We start from the raw sequence: 25,222 nt of genomic DNA, 5'->3' as shown, positions 1-25,222 counted from the left end.
GGCGGGAGGGCGAGACCGCGTCGCCCGTCACGCGACGCGGCGGGGGCTCGCGAACCGAGTCGTCACACCGGGTGACCACAGCACCGAATCGGGTGCCGTCTCGGCCAGGCCCGCGAATCCGGCCGCGGCGAGAAGTTCGTCGTCGAGCTCAAGCAACTCGGCGGGGTGCAGCACCCACGGCTCGTGCTCGTTGGGAACGAACAGCGTGCGCCCGAAGCGCCGCACGAACATGCCCCAGCGGGCCGTGAGGAACAGCTCGCGCTCCCCCGGTTCGATCGCGTCGCCGACGCGGATGCGCGAGCGGTGCGACACCCCCGAGCCGTGACGACGCGACTCCGCGGCGCGCTCACCGCCGTCGACGTGAAGCCGGGTGCGCGCCCAGAAGTACGGCAGCGAGAAGCTCGCCCGCGCGGCGAGCACCGCGAGCAGCCGGGAGGCCTCCAGCGAGCGGAACACGACGCCGCGGCGCCCCTCGCCGTCGACGGCGTACAGCCGCACGTTGATCTCGGCGAACTCGCCGACGTAGGGCACGGTCGGGCTCCCCCACAGCGTCGCGCGATCCAGGTAGAACGGGATCAGTCCGACCCAGGAAGTGCCCTCACAGACATCCGGCCGAAGTCCGGGCGGAAGCAGCGGCGCGACGCGCTCGGGCGGCACCCGCCAGTGCAGGAAGCACAGTTCGCTCCAGCGCTGCGAGGCGAGCACCGCACCGGCGAGCGGGGGTGCCGAGTTCGACAGCGGCTCGGCCTCGGTCACCGGCTGCCCACGAGAGACATCGCGTGGCGTCGCAGCAGCAGCCACGCCGGGGTCGAGGCGATGATCGCGAACACCGACACCCCGACGAACAGGATGATCGGCATCGACAACGCCGCGATGCGCGCCGAGAACACGATCCCGACGGCATCACCCGAGATCGGCGGCGCCAGGAATCCGATCGCGGCCGCGCCGAGCAGCGCCAGCGCCCAGCGCGCGACCTCCCCCGCCTCGGCCAGCGCCCGCGAGGAGTGGACGACCGCCGCCGTCACCCCCGCCAGCAGTCCGACGATGACCGTCCACGGGAAGTGCACGCTGACGGCGCCCGGCGCGATCGCCACCATGCCCGCGGCGACGCCGCCAGCCAGGATGCGCACAGCCGGCATCCCGCTGCCGCGCAGGCGGTCGACGATCAGCCACCCCGCGATGGAGGCGAGCGGGGCAAGGGTTCCCGCCGCCAGGATGCGCCAGACGTACGCGTCCCACGCGCCCTCCAAGTGCACCAGCCAGGCGAGAAAGCCGACCCCGACGAGGACGAGGGCGAGCGCGAGGCGCGCAGGGCTCTGCCGCCGCAGCGCCCCCGGAACCACCGGCGACACCCACGTCAGCACGAGGAACGCTGCGGCCGACACGAACAGCGGCAGCCCGCCGCCGAAGTCCTCGAAGGCGCATTCGGGGCCCGGGCACACCGCGGCGATCCCGAGCGGCACGAGCACGGCGACCGGGAACACCACGAGACCCCAGGTCACCACCAGCACCCAGCGTGACAGACGGTCGGCTCCCGCAGCGATCGCTGCCAGCTCAACCAGCAGCGCGACCGGCACGGCGAACAGCACGACGCCGAGCAGGTAGGTCAGGTCAGCCAGGCCGAAGGAGAGCCCGAGCGACACCGTGATGACCCCCGCGCCGAGCGCGGCCAGCAGCGCACCGCGGAACGCGCGCACGCCGCGATCGCGGCCCGCCAGAAGCACGATCGCGATCGACGCGCTCAGGGCGCCGAGCACGCCCAGCACGGTGATCCCATTCATGTCGTGTCGACTCCTCGGTCCCAGTCCGAAACGGTCACCTGCAGTCTTGCGGATGCGCCACGTCCGCCGCGAGCATCCTCGCCACGAGACGCGTGTGGGGCGCCATCCCCGAAGGAATGACGCCCCACAGCAAGGAGCCGGAATTACTCGGCGATGGCGTAGCCCTCTTCACCGTGAACCACGGTGTCGACGCCAGCGATCTCGTCCTCGTTCTTGATGCGGAAGCCGATGGTCTTCTCGATCGCGAAGCCCACGATGTAGGCGACGACGAAGGAGAACACCAGGACGCCCACAGCAGCGATGAACTGAACCAGGAGCTGGCTCGCGTCACCACCGACGAAGAGGCCGGTGCCCTGGGCGAAGAAGCCCAGGTAGAGCGTTCCGATGAGGCCACCCACGAGGTGGATGCCGACCACGTCGAGCGAGTCGTCGAAGCCGAGCTTCCACTTGAGCTCAACGGCCAGGGCGCAGACGGCACCCGCGACGACACCGAGCACGAGGGCCCAGATCGGGTCGAGGTTCGCGCAGGCGGGGGTGATGGCAACGAGACCAGCAACCGCACCGGAGGCAGCGCCGACCGAGGTCGCCTTGCCATCCTTGATCTTCTCGACGACGGCCCATCCGAGGATGGCCGCAGCCGTGGCGCCGAGCGTGTTGACGACGATCAGACCGACGACGGTGTCCTCGGTGCCCAGCGCACCCAGGCCCTCAGCGCCAGCGTTGAAGCCGAACCAGCCGAACCACAGGATCGAGGCGCCGAGGAGCGTCAGCGGCACGTTGTGCGGCTTGTGAGCGCCCTTCTGGAAGTTGACGCGCTTGCCGAGCACGAGGGCGAGGGCCAGAGCCGCCGCACCCGCGTTGATGTGCACCGCAGTACCACCGGCGTAGTCGATGACGCCGACGTCGAGGCCCATGTCCTCACCGAGGGTGAGGATCCAGCCGCCGCCCCAGACCCAGGCCGCAACCGGGAAGTAGACGAGCGTGCCCCAGATGCCCGCGAAGATCATCCACGAACCGAACTTCGCGCGGTCCGCGATGGCGCCCGAGATGAGGGCGACGGTGATGATCGCGAAGGTCGCACCGAAGGTCGCACCGAGCAGCGTGTCGCTGTCAGCGCCGCCGAGGGCGAAGTCCGAGAAGGGGTTGCCAGCGAGGAAGGGAAGGTCGCCCGCTTCGGTGTCGATCGCCGACATGTTGGCCCCGTAGAGGATCCACAGAACGGCAATGAGTCCCATCGCGCCGAAGCTCATCATCATCATGCTGACGACGCTCTTGGCCTTGACGAGTCCACCGTAGAAGAACGCGACGCCCGGGGTCATGAAAAGAACGAGTGCTGTGGCTGCAATGAGCCAGGCTGTGTTACCGCTATCCATATTTGTCGTTACCTCTCAATTTGCAAATGGATGCACCGTCGGATTCAGTCGCTCTCGGAGTCGGGGCACTCCTCGGGTACGCCCACAGTTTGTCGGCACGAGGTTTCACCGGCGCTGTCCCGATGTTTCGGGCAGGTTACGCGCGACGGGCCGATGTAAACATCGCGTTTCGGGCGTCCCCCGATTCGCTTCGAGTTCGCAGGTAGGAGAACTTCTAGACTGGACGGCGGCGGTTTCCTCCCGCCCTTGCCTAGCCTTTGGGGTCTCTCGTGTCGTTGTTGCGTTCTGAACGCGTTGCCGCCTTCCTGCTCGTCGTTGCCGCCTTCGTGGGGCTGGTGGTCGCGAACTCGGCGTTCGGGGATGCCGCGATCGCGGTGCGCGACTTCCACCTCGCGATCCCGTTCCTCGGCCTCGACCTGTCGGTCAGCCACTGGGTGAAGGACGGACTGCTGGCGGTCTTCTTCTTCGTCGCCGCGATCGAGCTGCGCCACGAGCTCACCCACGGCGAGCTCGACTCCCGTCGGAAGGCGCTCATCCCGATGGTGGCCGCTGTCGGAGGCGTTCTGGTTCCGTCGCTGGTCTTCCTGCTGATCGTCACCGACCCGGTCTACGCCGTCGGCTGGCCGATCCCCACCGCCACCGACATCGCCTTCGCGCTCGGCGTGCTGGCGCTGGTCGGTCGCGGGCTGCCGTCCCGGGTGCGCGCGATGCTCCTGGCGCTCGCCGTCATCGACGACCTGATCGCGATTCTGATCATCGCCTTCTTCTTCACCACCGATCTCCAGCCGCTCGCGCTCATCGGCGCCGTCCCGCTGGTGCTCCTGTTCGGCTGGCTGAGCTTCCGGGTTCGCAGCAAGCGGGCTCCGCTGGTCATCACGGCGATGATCGTGATCGGGCTCGTCACCTGGGTGCTGGTGTACCACTCCGGCATTCACCCGACGGTCGCCGGTGTCGCGCTCGGACTCGTGATGACCCCGGGCAGCGCCGAGCCGACGCGTCGCGGGCTGGAGCCATGGACGAACGCCCTCGTCCTGCCGCTGTTCGCCCTCGTCGCCTCCATCGTGCTGATCCCCGACGTCGGTGTCGACGAGCTCAACCCGGTGTTCTGGGGCATTCTCGTGGCGCTCCCCGTCGGCAAGCTGATCGGCATCACCGCCGGGGCGATGATCGCCCGACAGCTCGCGCCGAAGCGGGAGCGCGCCGCGGCGCTGTCGATCGGCGACGTGCTGGTCGTCGCCTCGCTCGGCGGCATCGGCTTCACCGTCTCGCTCCTGATGAACGAGCTCGCCTTCGAGGCGGTGCCCGAGGTCGCCGCCGAGGGCACGCTCGCCGTGCTCGGCGGGTCGCTGTTCTCGATCATCATCGGCGTGATCATCACCGTGGTGCGCGTGCGACAGCACCGCGCCAGCCACACCCTCGAGCCGGAAGAGGCGAAGGAGAACCCCGTCGCCTAGCGCGGGGCGCTCGGCGCCTCAGTCGGTGCCGGTGGTGAGGGCGATCAGCCGCGAGACGGCGCGCAGGTACTTCTTGCGATAGCCGCCGCCGAGCATCTCCTCGCCGAAGACCTGGTCCAGCGGCACTCCGGTCGAGACGACGGGCACCTGCGCGTCGTAGATGCGGTCCACGAGCGCGACGAAACGCAGCGCGTCCGACTGGTCGTGCAGCGTGCGGACGTCGCGCAGCCCGATCACGTCGAGCCCCTCCACCAGCCGCACGTAGCGCGACGGGTGCACCCGCGACAGGTGCCGCAGCACCGCATCGAACTCGTCGTCGGTGGCCGAGCTTTCGGCCCGGGCCAGCGCCTCGGCGTACTCGGCGGCCTCGAAGGTGCGCGCGTGTCCCTCGATGTCGCGACGGCGGTAGTCGAGGCCGTCGATGCGGACGATGTCGAAGCGCGCGGAGAGCGCGTGGATCTCGCGCAGGAAGTCGGCGGCGGCGAAGCGCCCCTCGCCCAGGGCGTTCGGAGGCGTGTTCGAGGTCGCCGCGATTCGCGTGCCGCCCTCGGCGAGCTCCCCCAGCAGGCGCGTCATCACCATCGTGTCGCCCGGGTCGTCGAGCTCGAACTCGTCGATGGCGATCAGGCTCGCGCCCTTCAGCAGGGCGGATGCGCCCGCGAAGCCGAGCGCGCCGACCAGCGCCGTGTACTCGATGAAGGTGCCGAAGTACTTGCGCCCGGGCGCGAGCTTCCAGAGCGCGGCGAGCAGGTGCGTCTTGCCGACACCGAATCCGCCGTCCAGGTAGAGGCCCGGCTTGGCAGCGGGCGCCTTCTTGCGCGAGAAGAGGCCGGCGCTCTGCCGAGGTGCGACGAATGCCCGTGCCGCGTCGAGCGCCTCGGCCTGCGACGGGAAGTCCGGGTCGGGCCGGTAGTTGTCGAGCGTCGCCTGCTCGAACTGTCGCGGGGGAACCAGGGATGCAGCGAGCTCCTCGCCGCTCATCTGCGGCGTGCGGTCGGTCAACGACGAAATGCTCGGCGGCATCGAGAGGGCCTCACTCACGAAGGAAGGTGTCGAACTCTTACCTGCCCTCGGCACGTCTCCGAGCGACTGCATAGAGTTGATGATGCGGTTCGCTCCCAGCCTAGCGCCGCCCCCGCACCAGGAGACCCCATGACGATCCAGCCCGATCCCGCCCCCGCTTTCGCCGATTTCGCCCACCCGGAACGCCTCGTGTCGACCGCTTGGCTCGCCGAGCACGTCGGCGAACCGGGCCTGGTCGTCGTCGAGTCCGACGAGGATGTGCTGCTCTACGAGACGGGCCACATCGAGGGCGCGGTCAAGGTCGACTGGCACACCGAGCTGAACGACCCGGTCACCCGCGACTACATCGACGGGGAGGCGTTCGCGAAGCTGTTGAGCGAGAAGGGCATCTCCCGCGACGACACGGTCGTCATCTACGGCGACAAGAACAACTGGTGGGCCGCCTACGCGATGTGGGTGTTCACCCTGTTCGGGCACGCCGACGTCCGACTGCTGGACGGCGGCCGCGCGAAATGGGAGGCCGAAGATCGGGCCTACACCACCGAGCGCGCCTCGCGCCCGGTGACCGAGTACCCGGTGATCGAGCGGGACGACAGCACCGTGCGGGCCTTCAAGGACGAGGTTCTCGCCCACCTGGGGCGCCCGCTCATCGACGTCCGCTCGCCAGAGGAGTATTCGGGTCAGCGCACGCACATGCCGAACTACCCCGAGGAGGGCGCGCTGCGCGGCGGACACATCCCCGGTGCCGCGAGTGTGCCGTGGGCGCGGGCCGTTGCCGAGGACGGCACCTTCAAAGCCCGGGCCGACCTGGATGCGATCTACCGCGACGAGGCGGGACTCGGCACGAGCGACACCGTGATCGCCTACTGCCGGATCGGTGAACGCTCGGCGCACACCTGGTTCGTGCTCACCTACCTGCTGGGCTTCGAGAACGTGCGCAACTACGACGGCTCCTGGACCGAGTGGGGCAGCGCCGTGCGTGTCCCGATCGTGAAGGGCAGCGAGCCGGGTCTGGTTCCGGCATCGTGAGCGGAGCCCTCGACGAGATCCGCGAGGAGTTCCTCGCCATCGAGCAGCGCGAGCGACTCCAGTTGCTGCTCGAGTTCTCGCAGGAGCTGCCCCCGCTTCCCGAGCGCTATGTCGACCACCCCGACCTGCTCGAGCGGGTCGAGGAGTGCCAGTCCCCCGTCTTCATCTTCACCGAGGTCGACGACGAGGCGCGGGTGCACCTGCACGCCACCGCTCCGCGCGAGGCGCCCACGACCCGCGGCTTCGCCTCGATCCTCACGCAGGGGCTCGACGGCCTCCGCGTCGACGAGGTGCTCGCCGTTGCCGACGACTATCCCCTGACGCTCGGCCTCACCGACGCGGTGAGCCCGCTCCGCCTGCGCGGGATGACGGCGATGCTCGCACGGATCAAGCGTCAGCTTCGGGAGAAGTCGTCGGGCTGAGCGCACCGAGCCAGGCGCCGACGACGCGTTCCCAGCGCGCACGGTCGTAGTTCCAGAGCTTCGTGTGCCGCGCGACGTCGAACACCTCGAGCTGCACGATGTCCGGCCGGATCGCGGCCAGCGTCCGCGAGGCATCCGAGGGAACGAATCCGTCATCGTCGCTGTGCAGCAGCAGCACCGGAACGCTGATCTCACGAGCGCGCGCCACGAAGTCCAGGCGCTCGAAGTCGAGCGGCTCGGCGAGCCCGGTGAAGAATCGACCCCACCGTTCGCGGAACAGGGTGAACACCCCGAACCGCACGATCCGCGGCAGCCGGCGGGATGCCGCCTGGAAGTCGAGGGTGACCAGCCAGTCCACCACGGGCGAGTCGAGCACGATCCCCTGCAGGTACTTCCGGTACGCCGAGCGGGTGAGCGTCTGCAGCACCGTGGCGCCGCCCATCGACCAGCCCATCAGCACGATCTCGCGCGCGCCGTGCGCGACCGCGTAGCGCAGCGCCGCCTCCACGTCGCGCCACTCGCGATCCCCGAGCGCGTAGCGGTGGTCGGGACTGCGCGGCGCGTCCCCGTCGTTGCGGTACGAGATCAGCAGCGAGTCGTAGCCGTGCTCGGCGAACACGGGGACGGCACGCAGGGTCTCGGCCCGCCGCACCGCGCGGCCGTGCACCTGGATCACCCAGCGCCGGTTCGTGGCGGGCTGATCACCCTCGTCCCACGCCGCGGGAACGTGCCAGGCGGGCGCATCGCCGAGCGGCGTCGCGATCTGCACCTCGCGCGATCGCACCCCGAGCTCTTCGGGGTCGAGGTAGACCCAGCCGCTCAACCGCCCCGCTCGCGCCCGCTCGAGGTCGCCGAAGTTGACCTTCAGAAGGCGACGCGTGACCGTGCGAGCATCGACGTCGATGATGTCGCCGAGGCGCGCGTGTCCGGTGTCGCCGGCGAACCAGAAGCTGTACTCGCCCGGAAGCCGGGAGTCGAGAGTCGAGCCGAGCACGATGATGCCGTCGTCGAGATCGACGTCGAGGATGGGGATGTCGTCGGGCCGTCGCGACGGCGGGGTGATCACCGTGCGCGCCGCGTAGACGCTCAGCACGCCCGCGGTCACCGCGAGCGCACCCACGGCGGCGAGTGCGCCGACCCCGAGAACGGCCGCAGCGCGTCCCGCCGTCAAACCACGCGAATTGGATCGCATCCGTACCCCCAGGGGCTTCGAGAGTCGGCGTGGCATGTGACACCACGTCGAGTTAAACCCTAGTCTGCGGGGGTGGCTGCTCCAGCGTCTGACCTCACGGAACCCCCGGCATTCCAGGCCGCGGTGGAGACCGTGCGGAGCGCGACGGTGCGGTCCGAACTCGTCCTGACCGAGATCCCGGCGCCGTCCGGTCTCGCCCCCTCGGCGATCGCCTTCGCGGCCGATGTGCGGCCCTCCTCCCACGGAGTGGACTCGGTGCTCGGCACCGGGCGGTTCATTCTGCTGCACGACCCCGACGAGCCCGAGTCCTGGGGCGGACCGTTTCGCATCGTCTGCTTCGCGCAGGCGCCGCTGGAGACCGACATCGGCCTCGACCCGTTCGTCGCCGACGTAGCATGGTCGTGGCTCGTCGACGCGTTGGCTGCACGTCACGCTGAACATCTCGCCGAGTCCGGCACCGCGACGAAGATCCTGTCGACCGGTTTCGGCGAACTCGCCGGGCACGGCGATGGTGCGCAGATCGAGATCCGCGCCTCGTGGACACCGCGTGGCGACGACTTCGGCGCGCATCTCGAGGCGTGGGGCGACCTGCTGTGTCTTCTGGCGGGCCTCCCCCCGTCGGCGGACGTCGTCGGACTCCTCCCTCGACACCGGATGGCTCGTGACTGAACAACTCCCCCCTGCACCCCTGACGCCCGCTCCGGCCGAGTCCCATGTCGTGATCGAGACGCGCGAGGACTACCTCGCGGCGGTCGAGGCGCTGGCGGCCGGCTCCGGGCCGTTCGGCGTCGATGCCGAGCGCGCCTCCGGCTACCGCTACTCTCAGCGCGCGTATCTGATCCAGGTGTTCCGCACCGGTGCCGGAACGTTCCTGTTCGACCCTCCGGCGGTCGGCGACTTCTCGGAGCTCGCGGCCGTCATGGCCGACGAGGAGTGGATCCTCCACGCCGCCAGCCAGGACCTCCCCTGTCTCCGTGAGGTGGGCCTCGAGCCCGCCCGGATCTTCGACACCGAGCTGGGCGCCCGCCTTGCGGGACTGCCGCGCGTCGGACTCGGCGCCGTCGTCGAGCAGCTTCTGGGCATCCACCTCGCCAAGGAGCACTCGGCGGCCGACTGGTCGACGCGCCCGCTCCCGCAGAGCTGGCTCGTCTACGCCGCCCTCGATGTCGAGCTTCTCCCGCGCCTGCGCGACGAGATCGCCGCGATCCTCGATGCCGACGACAAGAACGAGATCGCGCGCCAGGAGTTCCAGGCCGTGCTCGACCGCCCGGTCGTCGAACGCGCGGAGCCGTGGCGTCGCCTCTCGGGTGTGCAGTCGCTGCGCAACGCCCGCCTTCTTGCCATCGCGCGCGAGCTCTGGATTGCCCGCGACAGCTACGCGCAGGAGATCGACACCGCGCCGGGCCGACTCGTTCCCGATGCCTCCCTCGTGGCGGCGGCGCGTCGCGCACCCACGACGAAGAAGGAACTGGCCAGCATCAAGGAGTTCACCGGCCGGGCGAGCCGGAGCCAGCTCGACCGCTGGTTCGCGGCGATCGAGGCCGGGCGCGCGACCGAGGATCTGCCGGCGCTTCGTCCGCCGTCGGATCAGCTTCCTCCGCCGCGCATCTGGGCCGATCGGAATCCCGAGGCCAATGCGCGACTCAAGGCGGTGCGCCCCGCTCTCGACGAGCTCGCCCAGTCGATGTCGCTGCCGCTCGAGAACCTGCTGACCCCCGACTTCGTGAGGCGCGTGGCGTGGACCCCGCCGGAGCCGCTGAGCGCGGAGGCCATCGATCGGGCCCTCGAGGAGCTCGGCGCGCGCCCCTGGCAGCGTGCGGCAACCGCACAACTCATCGCCGACATCTTTGTCGATCCGCCCCAAGAGCCCACCGCCAGCGCCGAGAGCGATTCGTAGGAAGAATCAAAGGACGCGACGGAGTCGTCTGGCCTTCGTAAGATTCGGACTATTCCCGTCTGCGCCACCGCGGAAAGCCCGCGGTCGCTCGAGAACGCTCAGGAGGCATCGTGGCCCACGGAAAAGAAGTCGTCTTTGTAGATGGAGTTCGCACTCCATTCGGACGGGCCGGCGAAAAGGGTCAGTACTGGGGCACGCGCGCTGACGACCTGATCGTGAAGGCGATGATCGGCCTGCTGGAGCGCAACCCGAACGTCCCCCAGGACCGCATCGACGACGTCGCCATCGCCGCGACCACGCAACAGGGAGATCAGGGACTCACCCTCGGTCGCACCGCGGCGATCCTCGCCGGCCTGCCGATCACGGTGCCCGGCTACGCGCTGGATCGGATGTGCGCCGGCGCCATGACGACCGTCACCACGGTGGCCGGAGCGATCGCCTTCGGCGCCTACGACCTCGCCATCGCCGGCGGCGTGGAGCACATGGGGCGTCACCCGATGGGTCTCGACGCCGACCCGAACCCGCGCTTCCTCTCCGAGAAGCTCGTCTCGCCCGACGCCCTCAACATGGGCATCACCGCCGAGCGCCTGCACGACCGCTTCCCCTCGCTCACGAAGGAGCGCGCGGACCGGTTCGGCATGGCCAGCCAGCAGAAGGTCGCCGCCGCCTACGACGCGGGCAAGATCCAGCCCGACCTCATCCCGGTCGCCATCAAGACCGCCGAGGGCTGGGGGCTCGCGACCAAGGACGAGGGTCTGCGACCCGAGACGACGATGGAGGGCCTCGCCGGCCTCAAGACGCCGTTCCGGCCGCACGGTCGGGTGACCGCGGGCAACGCCTCCCCGCTCACCGACGGCGCCACGGTGTCACTGATCGCCAGCGCGGACGCCGCGGCGGAGTTCAACCTGCCGGTCAAGATGAAGCTGGTGAGCTTCGGCTTCGCGGGCGTCGAGCCCGAGGTGATGGGCATCGGACCGATCCCGAGCACCGAGAAGGCGCTCCGGAAGGCCGGGCTGACGATCGACGACATCGGGCTGTTCGAGCTCAACGAGGCCTTCGCGGTCCAGGTGCTCTCCTTCCTCGACCACTTCGGCATCGACGATGAGGACCCGCGCGTCAACCCCTGGGGCGGCGCCATCGCGATCGGACATCCGCTCGCCTCGTCGGGCGTTCGCCTGATGATCCAACTCGCTCGCCAGTTCGAGGAGCGCCCCGACGTGCGCTTCGGCCTCACCGCCATGTGCGTCGGCCTGGGCCAGGGCGGCAGCGTCATCTGGGAGAACCCGCACTACACCGGAAAGAAGTAAGACGGATGGCCAAGACGAAGACGATCACCGAGACGCCCGACTTCTCGAAGCTCCTCGGGCTCGACCCCGACGAGGTCGTCACGCACTCCTACGTGCGCGACGTCCCGCTGGCGAGCGGCAAGACGCTTGCTCTCATCACGCTCGACAACGATCGCGACTACACGCGCCCGAACACCCTCGGACCGCAGACCCTGGTGGAGCTGGGCGAGCGCCTCGATGAGCTGACCGCACGCGCCGCCGCAGGCGAGATCCACGGCGTCGCGATCACCGGCAAGCAGTTCATCTTCGCCGCTGGCGCCGACCTCTCGCGCGTCGGCGACATCCCCGACTTCGAGACCGGTCTGCTGATGGCCCAACTGGGCCATCACGTGCTCGGCAAGCTCGGCGAGCTGGGCGTGCCGTCGTTCGTGTTCTACAACGGCCTCGCCCTCGGCGGCGGCGTCGAGATCGGCCTCAACGCGACCTATCGCACGGTCGACTCCTCGGTGCCCGCGTTCGCGCTTCCCGAGGTCTTCCTCGGCCTCATCCCCGGATGGGGCGGGGCGTGGCTGCTGCCCAACCTGATCGGCATCGAGAACGCGCTCGAGGTCATCATCTCGAACCCGCTCAAGAACAACCGGATGCTGAATGGCCCCCAGGTGTTCGAGCTCGGCATCGCCGACGCGATGTTCGGTCCGGCGATGTTCCTGGAGGAGTCGCTGCGCTGGGCCGACGGCGTGCTGAGCGGCACGGTGAAGGTCAAGCGGCCCAACGAGCCGGGCAAGCTGGAGCGCGCGGTCAAGTGGGATGTCGCGATCGGCATCGCCGAGAAGACGCTCGCCAGTCGCATCGGGCGGGTCGCGAAGAGCCCCTACCGGGCGCTGGAGCTGCTCAAGGCCGCCAAGAACACCGACAAGGCCACCGGCTTCGCGGCGGAGGACGCCGCGCTCGCCGAGCTGATCGCGGGCGACCAGTTCCGCGCCTCGATCTACGCCTTCAACCTGGTGCAGAAGCGCGCCAAGAAGCCCGCCGGCGCCCCGCCGAAGGAGCTCGCGCGCCGCATCACGAAGGTCGGCGTGCTCGGCGCGGGGCTCATGGCCTCGCAGTTCGCGCTGCTGTTCGTGCGCCGTCTGCAGGTGCCGGTGGTCATCACCGACCTGGACCAGGCGCGCGTCGACAAGGGCCTGGACTACATCCGCGGCGAGATCGATGCGCTCCACGAGAAGGGCCGGATCGGCTCCGACGAGGCCAACCAGCTGCGGGCGCTCGTGACCGGCACCACCGACAAGGCCGACTTCGCCGGCTGCGACTGGGTCATCGAAGCCGTCTTCGAGGAGGTCGGCGTCAAGCAGGAGGTCTTCGCCCAGGTGGAGCCGTTCCTCTCCGACGAGGCGATCCTCGCGACCAACACGTCGTCGCTCTCCGTCGACGAGATCGGCGCGAAGCTCGCCCACCCGGAGCGGCTCGTCGGATTCCACTTCTTCAACCCGGTCGCGGTCATGCCGCTCATCGAGGTCGTCAACGCGGCGAAGACCGACGAGGAGTCGCTCGCGACCGCGATGTCGATCGCGGCGAAGCTGCGCAAGACGGCGATCATCACGACCGACTCCCCCGGCTTCATCGTCAACCGCGTGCTGGCGAAGGTGCTCGGCGAGGCGATGCACGCCGTCGAGCAGGGCATGTCGTTCGACGACGTCGTGGAAGCGGTGCGCCCCTTCGGAATGCCGATGGATCCCTTCGTGCTGCTCGAGCTGGTCGGGCTGAAGGTCGGCGCACACGTCCTCGACACGCACCACGCCGCCTTCCCGGAGCGCTTCTACGAGAGCGCCGCCCTGCACGAGCTCGCGGAGCACGGTCAGATCTTCGAGAAGGATTCGAAGGGCAAGACCAAGGGCTACGACAAGAAGGCGCTCGCGATCGTCGCGAAGCACCGTCCGTCCGACGCTCAGCCGCTCACGCCCGAGCAGCTGCGCATCCAGCTCGAGGACGGCCTCGCCGACGAGATCAAGCGGATGCTGGACGACGGCGTCGTCGCCGCCGCGGAGGACATCGACCTGGCCATGATCCTCGGGGCCGGCTGGCCGTTCCAGATGGGCGGCGCGACGCCGTACCTCGACCGGGTCGGGGCGAGCGAACGCGCGTTCGGCGCCGCGTTCCACGAGCCTCGGGTCGCCGGCGTCAGCTGACCGCCGTCACAGCGAAAGCGGGCCGTCTCCCTCCGGAGGCGGCCCGCTTTCGCTGACGATCAGTGCGGGGCGGGTGCGCGCGCCTCAAGCTCCGCGTCGGTGAGCTCCGGCCGGGCCGGCTTCTGCACCAGGAACGCCGCAGGAATCAGCGCGAGCGAGACGATCGCGCCGGTGACGAACGCCAAGCGGACGCCGATCGCGAGCTCCTCGGGAGTCGCCAGATTCGGGTCCGCCGCCCCGGTCGCGATCGTGCCGATCGTCAGAAAGGTGATGAACAGTGCGGCACCCGCGGCACCCGCCACCTGCTGGATCGTCATCACCGTCGCGCTGCCATGCGAGTACAGGTGCGGCGGCAGCGCCCCGAGTCCCGACGTGAACAGCGGCGTGAACAGCAGCGCGAGCCCGACGCTGAGCGCCACATGCGCGGCGACCAGCAGACCCACGGGGGTGTCAGTCGAGATGAGCGTGAGGGCCCAGAACACGACGCTGACGATGATGCCGCCGGGGATCACCAGCGGCCGCGGGCCCACCCGGTCGTAGAGCCGACCGACGATCGGACCCATGAGGCCCATCAGCAAGCCGCCGGGCAGCAGGATCAACCCGGTCTGCACCGCCTCGAGACCCAGGACCCGAGCCGTGTAGATCGGCAGCACGATGACCATGCCGAACAGGGCGACCGTGGCGATGGCCAGCATGGAGATCGAGACGGTGAAGGTGCGCGAGCGGAAGGTGCGCAGGTCAAGCAGGGCGCGATCCGCGCGCTCGCAGCACGATCTGCCTCGTGATGAACGCCGCCAGGAAGGCGAGTCCGATCGCCAGCGGGATCCACGGCGCCACGGCGACGTCGCTCTCCGCCGCCTCACCGAAGCTCGAAAGCCCGTAGACGATGCCGCTGAAGGCGAAGGCCGACAGGATCACCGACAGCACGTCCAGCGGCACGGCACGCGGCTCCGAGACGTTCGGCACGCGCGCGATGCCCACCGCCAGCATGACGAGCGCGATCGGCAGCATCACCCAGAAGATCCCGCGCCACGTGGTGACGGCGAGGATGAGTCCGGCGACCATCGGCCCGATCGCGGGTGCCATCGACATGACGATCGACACCCGACCCATGATGCGACCGCGCGAGTTCATCGGCACCAGGCTCAGCACGCTGGTCATCATCAGCGGCATCATGGCGGCGGTGCCGACCGCCTGAACCACGCGCGCCGCGACGAGCAGTCCGAACGTCGGGGCGACCGCCGCGAGCAGGGTGCCCACGCTGAACAGCACCATCGCGAGGATGAACACCGGTCGGGTGTTGAGTCGCTGGAGCAGCCATCCGGTGATCGGGATGACGACCGCCATCGTCAGGGCGAACGCGGTCGTCAGCCACTGGCCGAGCGCCGGTGTCACCTTCAGGTCATCCATGATCTCGGGGATCGCGACGCTCATCGTCGTCTCGTTCAAGAAGACGACGAAGGCCGCGGCGAGAAGCAGGACCAGGGCGAGTCGGGTCTGCGCCGACAGCGGTTCGACGCCCGACTGCGGCGCCGCAGCGGCAGGCGAATTGTGGGTCACGTGAGAACTCCGGAATGAGAGACGGAAAGGGACCGAGACGGCCGAGGGCGCTCGCCGACGCGGCGCACCCTCAACGATAACCCGAGCAGTCGACAGAAGATTCCGGGAATTACGTCCGGATTACTCGCGCTCCGCCTGGATCCGGTCCGAGCCGAGGCTCAGCTCTTCGGGCAGCGGGCGCGCCACGGGAATCCGCGTGCCCAGCACCTGCGCCACGATGTCGCGGGCGATCCGCTGATCGGTGAGGCCCACCTGCTCGAGGATCTCGTCGCGGGAGGCGTGATCCAGGAACTCGTCGGGAAGTCCGAGCTCGTCCACGGCGGTGTCGACACCGGCGGCGCGAAGATCCTGCCGGATCCGCGTGCCGACGCCGCCCACGCGAATGCCGTCCTCGATCGACACCACGAGACGGTAGGTCGCCGCCATCTCGATGATGCTGGCCGGCACCGGGACGACCCAGCGCGGGTCGATCACGGTCGCGCCGATGCCCTGCGCTGCGAGCCGCTCCGCCACCTGCAGGCCGAGCTTCGCCATCGGGCCGACGGTCACGATCAGCACGTCGCGGTGTCCGGCCTCGCGCAGCACGTCGACGCCGTCGCTCGTGCGGCGCACCGCCTCGAACTCGGTGCCGACGCTGCCCTTCGAGAACCGCACGACGGTCGGCGCGTCCTGCACCGCCACCGCTTCGCCGAGTTCCTCGCGCAGACGGCTGGCGTCGCGCGGTGCCGCGATCCGGATGTTCGGAACAACCTGCAGGATCGCGAGGTCCCACATGCCGTGATGGCTCGCGCCGTCGGGTCCGGTCACCCCGGCGCGATCCAGCACGAAGGTCACGCCCGCCTTGTGCAGGGCGACGTCCATGAGCACCTGGTCGAAGGCGCGGTTGACGAAGGTCGCGTAGAGCGCGACGACCGGATGCAGCCCGCCGAAGGCGAGACCGGCGGCGCTCGCGACGGCGTGCTGCTCCGCGATCCCGACGTCGAGCACCCGGTCCGGGTGCTTCTCGGCCAGGCGGTGCAGTCCCGTCGGGCGCAGCATCGCGGCGGTGATGCCGATGATGCGCTCATCGCCGTCGGCGAGGTCGACGATCTCGTCGGCGAAGACGCTCGTCCACGACGGACGGCTCGCCGCATCCACTGGCTCTCCCGTCTCGGGGTCGATCTGCCCGACGGCGTGGAACTGGTCGGCGACGTCGGCCAACGCAGGCTCGTAGCCCCAGCCCTTCTGCGTGATCGCGTGCACGATGACGGGCGCGTCGTACTCCTTCGCCTGGCGGAAGGCCTGCTCCAGCGCGCGCTGGTCGTGGCCGTTCACCGGGCCGACGTACTTGATCTCGAGGTTCGAGTAGAGCGCCTCGTTGTTGCTGAAGCGCGAGACGAAGCCGCGGATGGCGCCGCGCGTGCCGCGATAGACCGCACGGCCGACCGGGCCGAGGCGGTTGAAGATCTCCCGGCTCGTGAAGTAGAGCCGGCGGTAGGCGCGACGCGTGCGCACGCTGCTGAGGAAGCGCGCCATGCCGCCGATTGTCGGCGCGTAGGAGCGGCCGTTGTCGTTCACGACGATGATCAGGCGACGGGAGTTGTCGTCGCTGATGTTGTTGAGCGCCTCCCAGGTCATTCCGCCGGTGAGCGCGCCATCGCCGACGACGGCGACGACGTAGCGGTCGGACTGGCCGGTCATCGCGAAGGCGCGCGAGATCCCGTCCGCCCAGCTGAGCGAGCTGGAGGCGTGCGAGCTCTCCACGATGTCGTGCTCGGACTCGGCGCGCTGCGGGTACCCGGCGAGCCCGCCGCTCTGCCGCAGCCGCGAGAAGTCCTGTCGACCGGTCAGCAGCTTGTGCACGTAGCTCTGGTGGCCCGTGTCGAAGATCACCGCATCCCTCGGCGAGTCGAACATGCGATGGATCGCCATCGTCAGTTCGACCACGCCGAGGTTCGGTCCGAGGTGGCCGCCGGTCTTGGAGACCTCGGACACCAGGAACCGGCGGATCTCCTCCGCGAGCTGCGTGAGCTCCTCCGGCGACAGACCGTCCAGGTCGCGAGGCGACCGGATGGACTCGAGAATCGACATGAGTCGAGCCTAGACGAGCGACCTCAGCACGTACTGGAGGATTCCGCCGTTGCGGTAGTAATCGGCCTCACCGGGGGTGTCGATGCGGACCACCGCGTCGAACTCCACGACCGACTTGCCCGCGGGCGAGTGCTCGCTCGGCGCGGCCGTCACGCGGACCGTCTTCGGCGTGGTGCCCGCGTTGAGCGCCTCGAGTCCGGCGATGCTGACGACCTCGGTTCCGTCCAGGCCCAGGCTGTCCGCCGTCTCGCCCGCCGGGAACTGCAGCGGCACGACGCCCATCCCGATCAGGTTGGAGCGGTGGATGCGCTCGAAGCTCTCCGCGATGACGGCGCGAACACCGAGCAGCGAGGTTCCCTTCGCGGCCCAGTCGCGGCTCGAGCCCGAGCCGTACTCCTTGCCGGCGAAGATCACCAGCGGCGTTCCCGCCTGCTGGTAGTTCGTGCTCGCGTCGTAGATGAACGACTGCGGGCCGTCGGCCTGGGTGAAGTCGCGCGTGTAGCCGCCCTCGACGCCGTCGAGGAGCTGGTTGCGCAGACGGATGTTCGCGAAGGTGCCGCGGATCATCACCTCGTGGTTGCCGCGACGCGAGCCGTAGGAGTTGAAGTCCTTGCGGTCGACGCCGTTCGCCTGCAGGTACTGGCCCGCGGGGCTGTCGGCCTTGATCGAGCCGGCCGGCGAGATGTGGTCGGTCGTGACCGAGTCACCGAGCTTGGCGAGCACGCGGGCGCTGGCGATGTCGGCCACCGGCGTGGTCTCGAGCGTCATGCCCTCGAAGTACGGGGGCTTCCGCACGTAGGTCGACTGCGCGTCCCACTCGAACACCTCGCTGTCGGGCGTCGGCAGCGAACGCCAGCGCTCATCGCCCTCGAACACGCTCGCGTACTCGTGGGTGAACATCTCGGTGTCGATCGAGGAGTCGATCGTCTGCTGCACCTCGGCGGCGTCCGGCCATATGTCCTTCAAGAAGACATCGTTGCCGTCCTGGTCGGTGCCGAGCGCGTCGGTCTCGAAGTCGAAGTTCATCGACCCGGCCAGCGCGTACGCGATCACGAGCGGCGGGCTCGCCAGGTAGTTCATCTTGACGTCGGGGCTGATGCGGCCCTCGAAGTTGCGGTTGCCCGAGAGCACCGCGGTGACGGCGAGGTCGTTGTCGTTGATCGCACCGGAGATCTCGTCGAGCAGCGGGCCCGAGTTGCCGATGCAGGTGGTGCAGCCGTAGCCGACGGTGTAGAAGCCGAGCGCCTCCAGGTCGTCGGTCAGGCCCGCCTTCGCGTAGTAGTCGGTGACGACCTTGGATCCGGGCGCGAGCGTGGTCTTGACCCACGGCTTGGCCTTCAGGCCCTTCTTGTTCGCGTTGCGGGCGAGCAGGCCGGCCGCGAGCATGACGCTCGGGTTGGAGGTGTTGGTGCAGGAGGTGATCGCCGCGATGGCGACGGCGCCGTGGTCGAGCGTGAAGTCACGACCGTCGGCCAGCGTGACCGCGGTGGGCTTGGAGGCCGAGGCGGGCGCGTGGCTCACGTGCACGTGCGAGAACTCGTGCGCCGAGTCCTCGTCCTGGGCGGTGAAGCCGATCGGGTCGGAGGCGGGGAAGGTTCCCTCGACGGCGGCGTCGACGCGCGAGTGCGCGTCGCCCGCGTAGGAGAGCAGGTCCTCGCCGAACTGGGTCTTCGCGTGGCTGAGCTCGACGCGGTCCTGCGGACGCTTCGGGCCGGCGATCGACGGCACGACGGTCGAGAGGTCGAGCTCCAGGTACTCGCTGAACTCGGGCTCGACCGAGGGGTCGTGCCACAGCTTCTGCAGCTTCGAGTAGGCCTCGACGAGCTTGACCTGCTCTTCGCTGCGTCCGGTGAGACGCAGGTAGTCGAGCGTGACGTCGTCGATCGGGAACATCGCCGCGGTCGAGCCGAACTCGGGGCTCATGTTGCCGATCGTGGCGCGGTTGGCCAGCGGAACGGCGCCGACGCCCTCGCCGTAGAACTCGACGAACTTGCCGACGACGCCGTGCTTGCGCAGCATCTGGGTGATCGTGAGCACGACGTCGGTCGCGGTCACGCCGGTCGGGATCGAGCCGGAGAGCTTGAAGCCGACGACCTTCGGGATGAGCATCGACACGGGCTGGCCGAGCATGGCCGCCTCGGCCTCGATGCCGCCGACGCCCCAGCCGAGCACGCCGAGTCCGTTGACCATCGTGGTGTGCGAGTCGGTGCCGACGAGCGTGTCGGGGTAGGCGCGCAGCACGCCCCCGACCTCGCGGGTGAAGGTGACGCGGGCCAGGTACTCGATGTTGACCTGGTGGACGATGCCGGTTCCCGGCGGGACGACCTTGAAGTCGTCGAAGGCGGTCTGGCCCCAGCGCAGGAACTGGTAGCGCTCGCCGTTGCGCTCGTACTCGATCTCGACGTTGCGCTCGAGGGCGTTCTCGGTGCCGAAGAGGTCGGCGATGACCGAGTGGTCGATGACGAGCTCGGCCGGGGCGAGCGGGTTGATCTTGTTCGGGTCTCCCCCGAGCTCGGCGACCGCTTCGCGCATCGTGGCGAGGTCGACGATGCAGGGAACGCCGGTGAAGTCCTGCATGACGACGCGGGCCGGGGTGAACTGGATCTCGGTGTCCGGCTCGGCCGTGGGCTGCCAGCCGCCGAGCGCCTCGATCTGCGACTTGGTGACGTTCGCGCCGTCCTCGGTGCGGAGCAGGTTCTCGAGCAGCACCTTGAGGCTGAACGGGAGCTTCTCGTGTCCCGGGACCGTGTCGATCCGGAACACCTCGTAGTCGGTGTCACCGACGCTCAACGTAGTGCGGGCGTTGAAACTGTTGACCGTCGACACTGTGGGACTCCCTCTACCGTCCGCAGCGATCTCCTCGCCGCACACTCATCCTGTTCGCGACGCCTGGCGCCGTCCAGCAAGGCAAGCCTAAGCCCCGTTGGAGGGTCTTCGCCCCGGGTCGCGCACGCCGATTTATCTCGACGTCAAGATATATTAGCGCGTTTCCTCGGCGGAATCCGACGGCGACATGCCGAAGCTCCAGACGCTGCGCACCAGCAGCCACGTGATCCAGAGCACGATCGCATAGAGCGGAACACCCAGAAGGAGCTTCGCGGTCGCCAGCGCCGAGGTCTGATCGGTGAAGTAGAGCGGCAGCTCGACCGCCAGCCGCACGAGCGGGAACGTCGCCCAGATCAGGGTCGCCACCACCGCGACGCGGAACTTCGCCTTGTCGGCGCGCCACTCGCGGTCGCCGACCGCGAAGCCGACGATCGCGCCGATGAACGGCCAGCGCGCCACCAGGCTGACCACCATCGCCAGGGTGATCCCGCCGTTGATGAAGAACCCGACCACGAAGTTGTCGCGCGCCTCGCCCGTGAACAGCGCGATGCCGGCCGAGAGGGCGATTCCGAAGGCACCGGCGATCGCCGAACCGAGCGGCTCGCGCCGCACCAGCCGAATCCCGATGAAGATCACCGCGATCACCACGGGCGCGAGCACCGACAGTGCCACCTCGCCGGTCACCGTGAACAGCACCAGGAACAGGAGTCCGGGCAGGATCGACTCGACGATCCCGCGCACCCCGCCAACCGCGGCCCAGAGCGCCGCACCGGTGGGCTCCTGCCCCGGGATCACACGACCGACAGCCGAACGCCTCGCCGCCTGCGCCAGCGCCTCGCTCATCGCGTCACGCGCGGCGGCGTCGTCGGCACCGGACTCCTCGGAACGAGGGTCGATCATGACGTGGCGCCACCCGGCCGCGCATCCTGCGCCGACGCGGGCACGTGCAGCGGAATCAGATCGCGCGGCGGCATCGGCGTCGTGCCGCGCACCACCACCACGCTGCGGAACAGCTCCTCGATCTTCGCCGCGGCTTCGGCATCGACGGCAGCCTTGCCGCTGATCACGCCGCGCAGGAACCAGCGCGGACCATCGACGCCGACGAAGCGCGCCAGACGCGAGCCGCCCTCCGGGCCGGTCGCGGGGATCTGCGCGTGCAGCTCGGGGCCGAGCGAGCCGGTCGCCTCGGCAACCGAACCGCCCTGCTTGCGGATCTGATCCGCGATCTGAGCGCGGATCTCGTGCCAGAGGCCGCTCGTTCGCGGCGCCGCGAACGGCTGCACCTGCAGCGTTCGACTCAGCGAAGTCGAGAGCGACCGCGACGACGCGCTTGCTCCCCTCCTCCACCTCGAGGCGCAGCGCCAGTTCGGGCCGCGGCAGGATCTTCACTCCGCCGAGGTCGACATAGGGCCGGACGGCATTGGCTTCGCTCTCGTCGAGCGGCCCCGCCGTCTCGCGGTCGGCCGGGGCCGACTTCGGGTGCTCGGTCGGCGCGGACGTCGCGCCCGTGCTGGTATCGCTCACGCAGAATCTCCCGTGTGTGTCGTGGACTCGCCGGAACCGTATCCCGTCGAGCCGAATCCTCGCTGACCGCGATCGCTTCCCGGAAGAACCTCAACCGGGATGAAGCGCGCCCGCACGACCGGCATCACGATCAGCTGGGCGATCCGATCGCCCGCCTGAACCGCGTACGGCTCGCGCGCGTCGGTGTTCAGCAGCGTGACGCGGATCTCTCCGCGGTACCCCGCATCCACCGTGCCGGGGCTGTTGACGATCGTGATGCCGTGCTTGGCCGCCAGGCCGCTGCGCGGAACGACGAACGCCACGAAGCCATCCGGAAGCGCGATCGAGACGCCCGTTCCGAGCGTCACCCGCTCGCCGGCCGGAATCGTGACGCTCTCCGTCGAGGTCAGATCGGCACCGGCATCGCCGGGGTGAGCATAGGTCGGCTCCGCGGCTGCACGCAGCAGAACTTCGATCGACTCGGTCACGCATCGAGGCTAGTCCATGGTCGAATAAGGACATGACGAGCACCCCCGCACCCGTACTCTTTCGCGAACGACTCTGGCCGTCGGCATGGGTGTTCATCGTCTCGGCGCTGGTGATGCCGGCGAGCCTGCTCGTGTTCCTGCCGATCTCGGTGCCCGCGGGGATCGTGACCGCGATCGGCTTCTACCTCGCGATCGTCGCAGGACTGGTCCTGACGACGCCCGCGATCGAGGTGGATGACTCCCGACTGCGCGCCGGCAGCGCCGAGATCCCGCGCGAACTGATCGCGGAAGCCCACCCGCACCGCGACGAGGAGGCGAGCGCCGAGCGCGGACCGCGACTCGATGCCCGCGCCTGGCTGCTGCTGCGGGGCTGGATCTCCCCCGTCGTTCGCATCCAGCTCGACGATCCGAGCGACCCCACGCCGTACTGGCTGGTGTCGAGCCGCCGCCCCGAGGAGCTCGCGGCCGCGCTCACGCGCTGAACGGCATGACGCGCGTTCGAGCGTGGGTCAGGAAGCGCACTCCAGGCAGACCGGTCCGAGCTTGCTCTCGTGGTCGACCTGCGAGCGGTGCTTCACCAGGAAGCAGCTGACGCAGGTGAACTCGTCCGCCTGAGGCGGGAGCACCACGACGTCGAGGTCGATGTCGGCCAGGTCCTGGCCGCTGAGTTCGTAGCCCGGGTTGTCGGAATCGTTGACATCCACGACTCCCGACATCTTGTCGGGGACACGCTCTTGGAGGGCCTGGATGGACTCGGTTTCCTCGTCCGTCTTCCTCGGGGCGTCGTAGTCGGTTGCCATGCTCGTTCCATTTCTCGGGTGCCGTCGGTGCAAATCGGCGGGCACAGTCTGCATCATTCGCCCGGGATTCGCAAACCTTGTTTTTCGCGAGTCTCAGCGCTTCCCGTGCAACTCGCGGCGCGCCCGCGATATTCCCGTGGTTACCGGCGATCCCGTGGCATCCTGTGCGTGAATCGTGACGGCTGGAGGTCGTTCGACATGCACGAGTTGAAGGTCACCGGAGTTGAGAGCGGAGCGCTCCTGCTCGCGGATGACGACGGCGGCCGCTACCGCGTCCCCGTCGATGAGGCGCTGCGCGCGCGGCTGCGACAGGCGTCGAGCGCCGGTGCGTCCGCGCACAAGGTCTCGCCGCGCGAGATCCAGTCGCAGATCCGAGCCGGGATGTCCGCCGAAGACGTCGCCACCGTGACCGGTGCGTCGCTCGACGACATCCGGCGCTTCGAGGGCCCCGTGCTCGCGGAGCGCGAATACGTGATCCAGTCGGCTCTCGCCGTGGCCGTTCGCGGCCCGGGCGAGGCGGACCCCGCCGACTCGGCGCAGTTCGGCGACATCATTCGCGGCCGACTCCTCGACGCGGGCGCCGTCGACGAGCGCTGGGCGAGCTGGAAGGAGCAGGGCGGCGGATGGATCGTCAAGCTGACCTTCAGCGCCGACGACGTCGAGCACGACGCCCGCTGGGGCTTCGACCCCAAGCGGGGCGCGCTCTCGCCCCTCAACCGCGAGGCCGAGTCGCTGTCGCAGCACGGCGATATGCCCGCGCCCCTGATTCCACGTCTGCGCGCCGTCGCCGCGGACGACAGCGAGCCCGACGAGCCGAACTCCCGCTTCGACAGCGGTGCGTTCCGCGTCGAGCACGATGACGAATCCGGACCGCGGCTCGAAGCGATTCCCCCGGCACCTCGCCGGCCGAGCGCCGAGCGGTCGGAACCGGCGGCCGCCGCGCCTCCGCGCGAGCGCGCCAGCCGCAACAATGGCCAGACCGCCGACCTTCTGGAGGCGCTGCGGCGACGCCGCGGTGAGCGCGATCCCATGGATCCGGAGCCGGAGGAGCAGCTCGCCGACCGTCCCGGAACCGGAACCGTCCGAGTGATCGACGTCCCGATGGAGACGATGCCGATCGACACCGCCGTCCCGGCGACGAAGGCGGCGCAGGGCCCGAGTGCGGCGCCGGCTCCCGCCCCGAAGAGCAGCCGCAAGGGCCGCGCCTCCATGCCGAGCTGGGACGACATCGTCTTCGGCGCCCGTCCCGACGACGAGTAGCCGACGTTGACGCCGCGGCGTCAGCGGGCGAACGCGCCGAAGCGCAGCAGCGGAATCGACCGCTCGGTCGGCGTCAGCGAGCCGTGCTGGCCGACCATGCCACGCCCGCCGTCACCGGGATCGACGTAATAGGCGATCGGACGCCGCGCGAAGACGAACACGTCACCGAGTCGCGGCAGCACCTCCGAGCTGACCTCGCCGAACCATCCCGCGTCGATCGCCTCGGTCCGGGTCGCCACCCAGGCCCGCGTGCCCTCGCTGGCGCGCCAGGCCTCCGCCACGACATCCGGGTCGACCCCCGCCTCGAGGTGCAGCTGCAGGCCGCGCGGCTCACCGGCGACGTGACGCACCCCCGCCAGCAGCTCAGGCGCCACGATTCGGTGCGCCTCGGGAGCGATGTCGAGCATGCCGTGATCCGCCGTGACGAGCAGCCCCTGCGAGCCGGTCAGGCTCGCCGCGAGCGGCGCGAGCGCCGCGTCGAAGGTCTCGAGCGCCGCCGTCCACTCCGCGGAGGCCACCCCCTTGGCGTGCCCGGCGACGTCCAGCTCCGGAACGTAGAGGTAGACCAGCCGGGGTCCTGCGTGGTGCAGCTCCTGCGCTGCGGCCTCGACGCGATCCTCGATCGTCTCGCCCGCGTGGAACTCGGCGCCGCGCAGCACCGCGGCCGAGAAGCCCGAGTCGCGATACCGCTCCCGGCCGATCGCCACCGAGTGGATGCCGAACTCGCGGGCACGCTCGAACACCGTCGACGACCTCTGCCAGCGCTCCGGATCGAGGCCGTCCGGCCCCCATCCGGTGAGCTGGTTGACGACCCGGTCACGTGCCGCGTCGAGCACGGAGTAGCCGACCATGCCGTGCTCCCCCGGACGCGTCCCCGTCGTCAGCGACGCCAGCGCGGCCGCCGTCGTCGACGGGATGCCGCTGTCGATCGGCGCGTCGCGGTCCAGTCGCGCCGAGAGCGTGCGGGCGTGCCCGCGATGCGCGGCGAGAACCTCGAAACCGAGACCGTCGACCAGAACCACGACCGCATGGGTCACTGTCGGAAGGCCCAGCGATCCGCGCTGTCCCCGCA

The 25,222-nt window shown here is 69.5% G+C and carries 21 protein-coding genes and 2 pseudogenes; 9 read left to right on the top strand and 14 right to left on the bottom strand.

Annotation, left to right across the window (positions count from 1 at the left end; all coding sequences use genetic code 11):
• Positions 1-27: 27 nt before the first annotated feature.
• The 3 genes from AC0L6Y_RS05570 to AC0L6Y_RS05560 form a co-directional block, all read right to left on the bottom strand.
• Positions 28-756, bottom strand: a complete 729-nt coding sequence (locus AC0L6Y_RS05570) for a YqjF family protein (protein ID WP_473557342.1) — start codon at positions 754-756, stop codon at positions 28-30.
• A complete protein-coding gene (locus AC0L6Y_RS05565; RefSeq protein WP_473557339.1) occupies positions 753-1,781 on the bottom strand; it encodes a hypothetical protein in 1,029 nt (342 codons plus the stop codon). Before AC0L6Y_RS05565 ends, AC0L6Y_RS05570 begins: the two co-directional genes overlap by 4 nt.
• Before the next feature lie 143 nt (positions 1,782-1,924).
• Complete coding sequence (locus AC0L6Y_RS05560) at positions 1,925-3,154, bottom strand: ammonium transporter (protein ID WP_473557335.1); 1,230 nt, start codon at positions 3,152-3,154, stop codon at positions 1,925-1,927.
• Between the two features lie 269 nt (positions 3,155-3,423).
• Between AC0L6Y_RS05560 and AC0L6Y_RS05555 the strand changes: the two genes are divergently transcribed.
• On the top strand, positions 3,424-4,608 hold the full coding sequence (locus tag AC0L6Y_RS05555; RefSeq protein ID WP_473557330.1) for a Na+/H+ antiporter NhaA: 1,185 nt from the start codon (positions 3,424-3,426) through the stop codon (positions 4,606-4,608).
• An 18-nt stretch (positions 4,609-4,626) separates the two neighbouring features.
• Here the strand turns inward: AC0L6Y_RS05555 and zapE are convergent, their stop codons facing one another.
• Positions 4,627-5,631 carry a cell division protein ZapE gene (gene zapE / locus AC0L6Y_RS05550; RefSeq protein WP_473558285.1) on the bottom strand — a complete coding sequence of 335 codons (1,005 nt, stop codon included), beginning with the start codon at positions 5,629-5,631 and terminating at the stop codon, positions 4,627-4,629.
• Positions 5,632-5,760: 129 nt separating this feature from the next.
• Between zapE and AC0L6Y_RS05545 the strand changes: the two genes are divergently transcribed.
• Together AC0L6Y_RS05545 and AC0L6Y_RS05540 are read left to right on the top strand one after the other, a co-directional pair.
• Positions 5,761-6,660, top strand: a complete 900-nt coding sequence (locus AC0L6Y_RS05545; protein ID WP_473557323.1) for a sulfurtransferase — start codon at positions 5,761-5,763, stop codon at positions 6,658-6,660.
• Positions 6,657-7,082, top strand: a complete 426-nt coding sequence (locus AC0L6Y_RS05540) for a SufE family protein (protein ID WP_473557321.1) — start codon at positions 6,657-6,659, stop codon at positions 7,080-7,082. The genes AC0L6Y_RS05545 and AC0L6Y_RS05540 overlap by 4 nt, the downstream gene beginning before the upstream one ends.
• On the opposite strand, the gene AC0L6Y_RS05535 is transcribed toward AC0L6Y_RS05540, so the two are convergent.
• Positions 7,048-8,253, bottom strand: coding sequence for an alpha/beta hydrolase family protein (locus AC0L6Y_RS05535; protein ID WP_473557315.1), 1,206 nt, complete (start codon positions 8,251-8,253; stop codon positions 7,048-7,050). The genes AC0L6Y_RS05540 and AC0L6Y_RS05535 overlap by 35 nt on opposite strands.
• Before the next feature lie 93 nt (positions 8,254-8,346).
• Between AC0L6Y_RS05535 and AC0L6Y_RS05530 the strand changes: the two genes are divergently transcribed.
• From AC0L6Y_RS05530 to AC0L6Y_RS05515, 4 genes are all read left to right on the top strand, one after another.
• Positions 8,347-8,943 carry a DUF3000 domain-containing protein gene (locus AC0L6Y_RS05530; protein WP_473557312.1) on the top strand — a complete coding sequence of 199 codons (597 nt, stop codon included), beginning with the start codon at positions 8,347-8,349 and terminating at the stop codon, positions 8,941-8,943.
• Positions 8,936-10,171, top strand: coding sequence for a ribonuclease D (locus tag AC0L6Y_RS05525; protein ID WP_473557306.1), 1,236 nt, complete (start codon positions 8,936-8,938; stop codon positions 10,169-10,171). Before AC0L6Y_RS05530 ends, AC0L6Y_RS05525 begins: the two co-directional genes overlap by 8 nt.
• A 110-nt stretch (positions 10,172-10,281) precedes the next feature.
• The gene (locus tag AC0L6Y_RS05520) at positions 10,282-11,478 is read left to right on the top strand and encodes a thiolase family protein (RefSeq protein WP_473557300.1); all 1,197 of its coding nucleotides are present in this window, start codon (positions 10,282-10,284) and stop codon (positions 11,476-11,478) included.
• A gap of 5 nt (positions 11,479-11,483) precedes the next feature.
• Positions 11,484-13,643 (top strand): 3-hydroxyacyl-CoA dehydrogenase NAD-binding domain-containing protein, encoded by a 2,160-nt coding sequence (locus tag AC0L6Y_RS05515; RefSeq protein WP_473557293.1) that lies wholly within the window; start codon positions 11,484-11,486, stop codon positions 13,641-13,643.
• 59 nt (positions 13,644-13,702) lie between these two features.
• On the opposite strand, the gene AC0L6Y_RS05510 is transcribed toward AC0L6Y_RS05515, so the two are convergent.
• The 7 genes and pseudogenes from AC0L6Y_RS05510 to dut form a co-directional block, all read right to left on the bottom strand.
• A complete protein-coding gene (locus AC0L6Y_RS05510) occupies positions 13,703-14,506 on the bottom strand; it encodes an MFS transporter (protein ID WP_473557288.1) in 804 nt (267 codons plus the stop codon).
• Between the two features lie 190 nt (positions 14,507-14,696).
• Positions 14,697-15,077, bottom strand: a pseudogene (locus AC0L6Y_RS05505) (MFS transporter); the annotation flags it as partial.
• 246 nt (positions 15,078-15,323) lie between these two features.
• Positions 15,324-17,273 (bottom strand): 1-deoxy-D-xylulose-5-phosphate synthase, encoded by a 1,950-nt coding sequence (dxs, locus tag AC0L6Y_RS05500; protein WP_473557282.1) that lies wholly within the window; start codon positions 17,271-17,273, stop codon positions 15,324-15,326.
• A gap of 9 nt (positions 17,274-17,282) precedes the next feature.
• Entirely contained in the window at positions 17,283-20,099 is a 2,817-nt protein-coding gene (acnA, locus tag AC0L6Y_RS05495; protein ID WP_473557275.1) for an aconitate hydratase AcnA, read from the bottom strand.
• Positions 20,100-20,252: 153 nt separating this feature from the next.
• Positions 20,253-20,999 carry a DUF3159 domain-containing protein gene (locus tag AC0L6Y_RS05490; RefSeq protein WP_473557269.1) on the bottom strand — a complete coding sequence of 249 codons (747 nt, stop codon included), beginning with the start codon at positions 20,997-20,999 and terminating at the stop codon, positions 20,253-20,255.
• A pseudogene (locus AC0L6Y_RS05485) lies at positions 20,996-21,623 on the bottom strand (DUF3710 domain-containing protein). The gene AC0L6Y_RS05490 and the pseudogene AC0L6Y_RS05485 overlap by 4 nt, the downstream one beginning before the upstream one ends.
• Positions 21,620-22,090, bottom strand: coding sequence for a dUTP diphosphatase (gene dut / locus AC0L6Y_RS05480; protein WP_473557263.1), 471 nt, complete (start codon positions 22,088-22,090; stop codon positions 21,620-21,622). The pseudogene AC0L6Y_RS05485 and the gene dut overlap by 4 nt, the downstream one beginning before the upstream one ends.
• Positions 22,091-22,122: 32 nt before the next feature.
• On the opposite strand from dut, the gene AC0L6Y_RS05475 reads away from it, so the two are divergent.
• Positions 22,123-22,572, top strand: a complete 450-nt coding sequence (locus AC0L6Y_RS05475; protein WP_473557256.1) for a DUF3093 domain-containing protein — start codon at positions 22,123-22,125, stop codon at positions 22,570-22,572.
• Between the two features lie 27 nt (positions 22,573-22,599).
• On the opposite strand, the gene AC0L6Y_RS05470 is transcribed toward AC0L6Y_RS05475, so the two are convergent.
• Positions 22,600-22,890 carry a DUF4193 domain-containing protein gene (locus AC0L6Y_RS05470; RefSeq protein WP_473557250.1) on the bottom strand — a complete coding sequence of 97 codons (291 nt, stop codon included), beginning with the start codon at positions 22,888-22,890 and terminating at the stop codon, positions 22,600-22,602.
• 198 nt (positions 22,891-23,088) lie between these two features.
• Between AC0L6Y_RS05470 and sepH the strand changes: the two genes are divergently transcribed.
• Positions 23,089-24,150, top strand: a complete 1,062-nt coding sequence (sepH, locus tag AC0L6Y_RS05465) for a septation protein SepH (protein WP_473557243.1) — start codon at positions 23,089-23,091, stop codon at positions 24,148-24,150.
• 20 nt (positions 24,151-24,170) lie between these two features.
• On the opposite strand, the gene AC0L6Y_RS05460 is transcribed toward sepH, so the two are convergent.
• Positions 24,171-25,172 (bottom strand): alkaline phosphatase family protein, encoded by a 1,002-nt coding sequence (locus tag AC0L6Y_RS05460; protein ID WP_473557238.1) that lies wholly within the window; start codon positions 25,170-25,172, stop codon positions 24,171-24,173.
• Positions 25,173-25,222 lie beyond the last annotated feature (50 nt).

The sequence above is a fragment of the Pseudolysinimonas sp. 10J20-29 genome (assembly GCF_055809595.1).
Note: the sequence above shows the minus strand (reverse complement) of the source record. Positions and strands in the feature narration are given on the sequence as shown.

What these genes read in the sequence shown, in the direction of transcription:
- AC0L6Y_RS05565 (WP_473557339.1), bottom strand. Translation starts at nt 1,781, where the DNA reads ATGAATGGGATCACCGTGCTGGGCGTGCTCGGCGCCCTGAGCGCGTCG.
- AC0L6Y_RS05560 (WP_473557335.1), bottom strand. Translation starts at nt 3,154, where the DNA reads ATGGATAGCGGTAACACAGCCTGGCTCATTGCAGCCACAGCACTCGTT.
- zapE (WP_473558285.1), bottom strand. Translation starts at nt 5,631, where the DNA reads ATGCCGCCGAGCATTTCGTCGTTGACCGACCGCACGCCGCAGATGAGC.
- AC0L6Y_RS05545 (WP_473557323.1), top strand. Translation starts at nt 5,761, where the DNA reads ATGACGATCCAGCCCGATCCCGCCCCCGCTTTCGCCGATTTCGCCCAC.
- AC0L6Y_RS05515 (WP_473557293.1), top strand. Translation starts at nt 11,484, where the DNA reads ATGGCCAAGACGAAGACGATCACCGAGACGCCCGACTTCTCGAAGCTC.
- dxs (WP_473557282.1), bottom strand. Translation starts at nt 17,273, where the DNA reads ATGTCGATTCTCGAGTCCATCCGGTCGCCTCGCGACCTGGACGGTCTG.
- AC0L6Y_RS05490 (WP_473557269.1), bottom strand. Translation starts at nt 20,999, where the DNA reads ATGATCGACCCTCGTTCCGAGGAGTCCGGTGCCGACGACGCCGCCGCG.
- AC0L6Y_RS05475 (WP_473557256.1), top strand. Translation starts at nt 22,123, where the DNA reads ATGACGAGCACCCCCGCACCCGTACTCTTTCGCGAACGACTCTGGCCG.
- AC0L6Y_RS05470 (WP_473557250.1), bottom strand. Translation starts at nt 22,890, where the DNA reads ATGGCAACCGACTACGACGCCCCGAGGAAGACGGACGAGGAAACCGAG.
- sepH (WP_473557243.1), top strand. Translation starts at nt 23,089, where the DNA reads ATGCACGAGTTGAAGGTCACCGGAGTTGAGAGCGGAGCGCTCCTGCTC.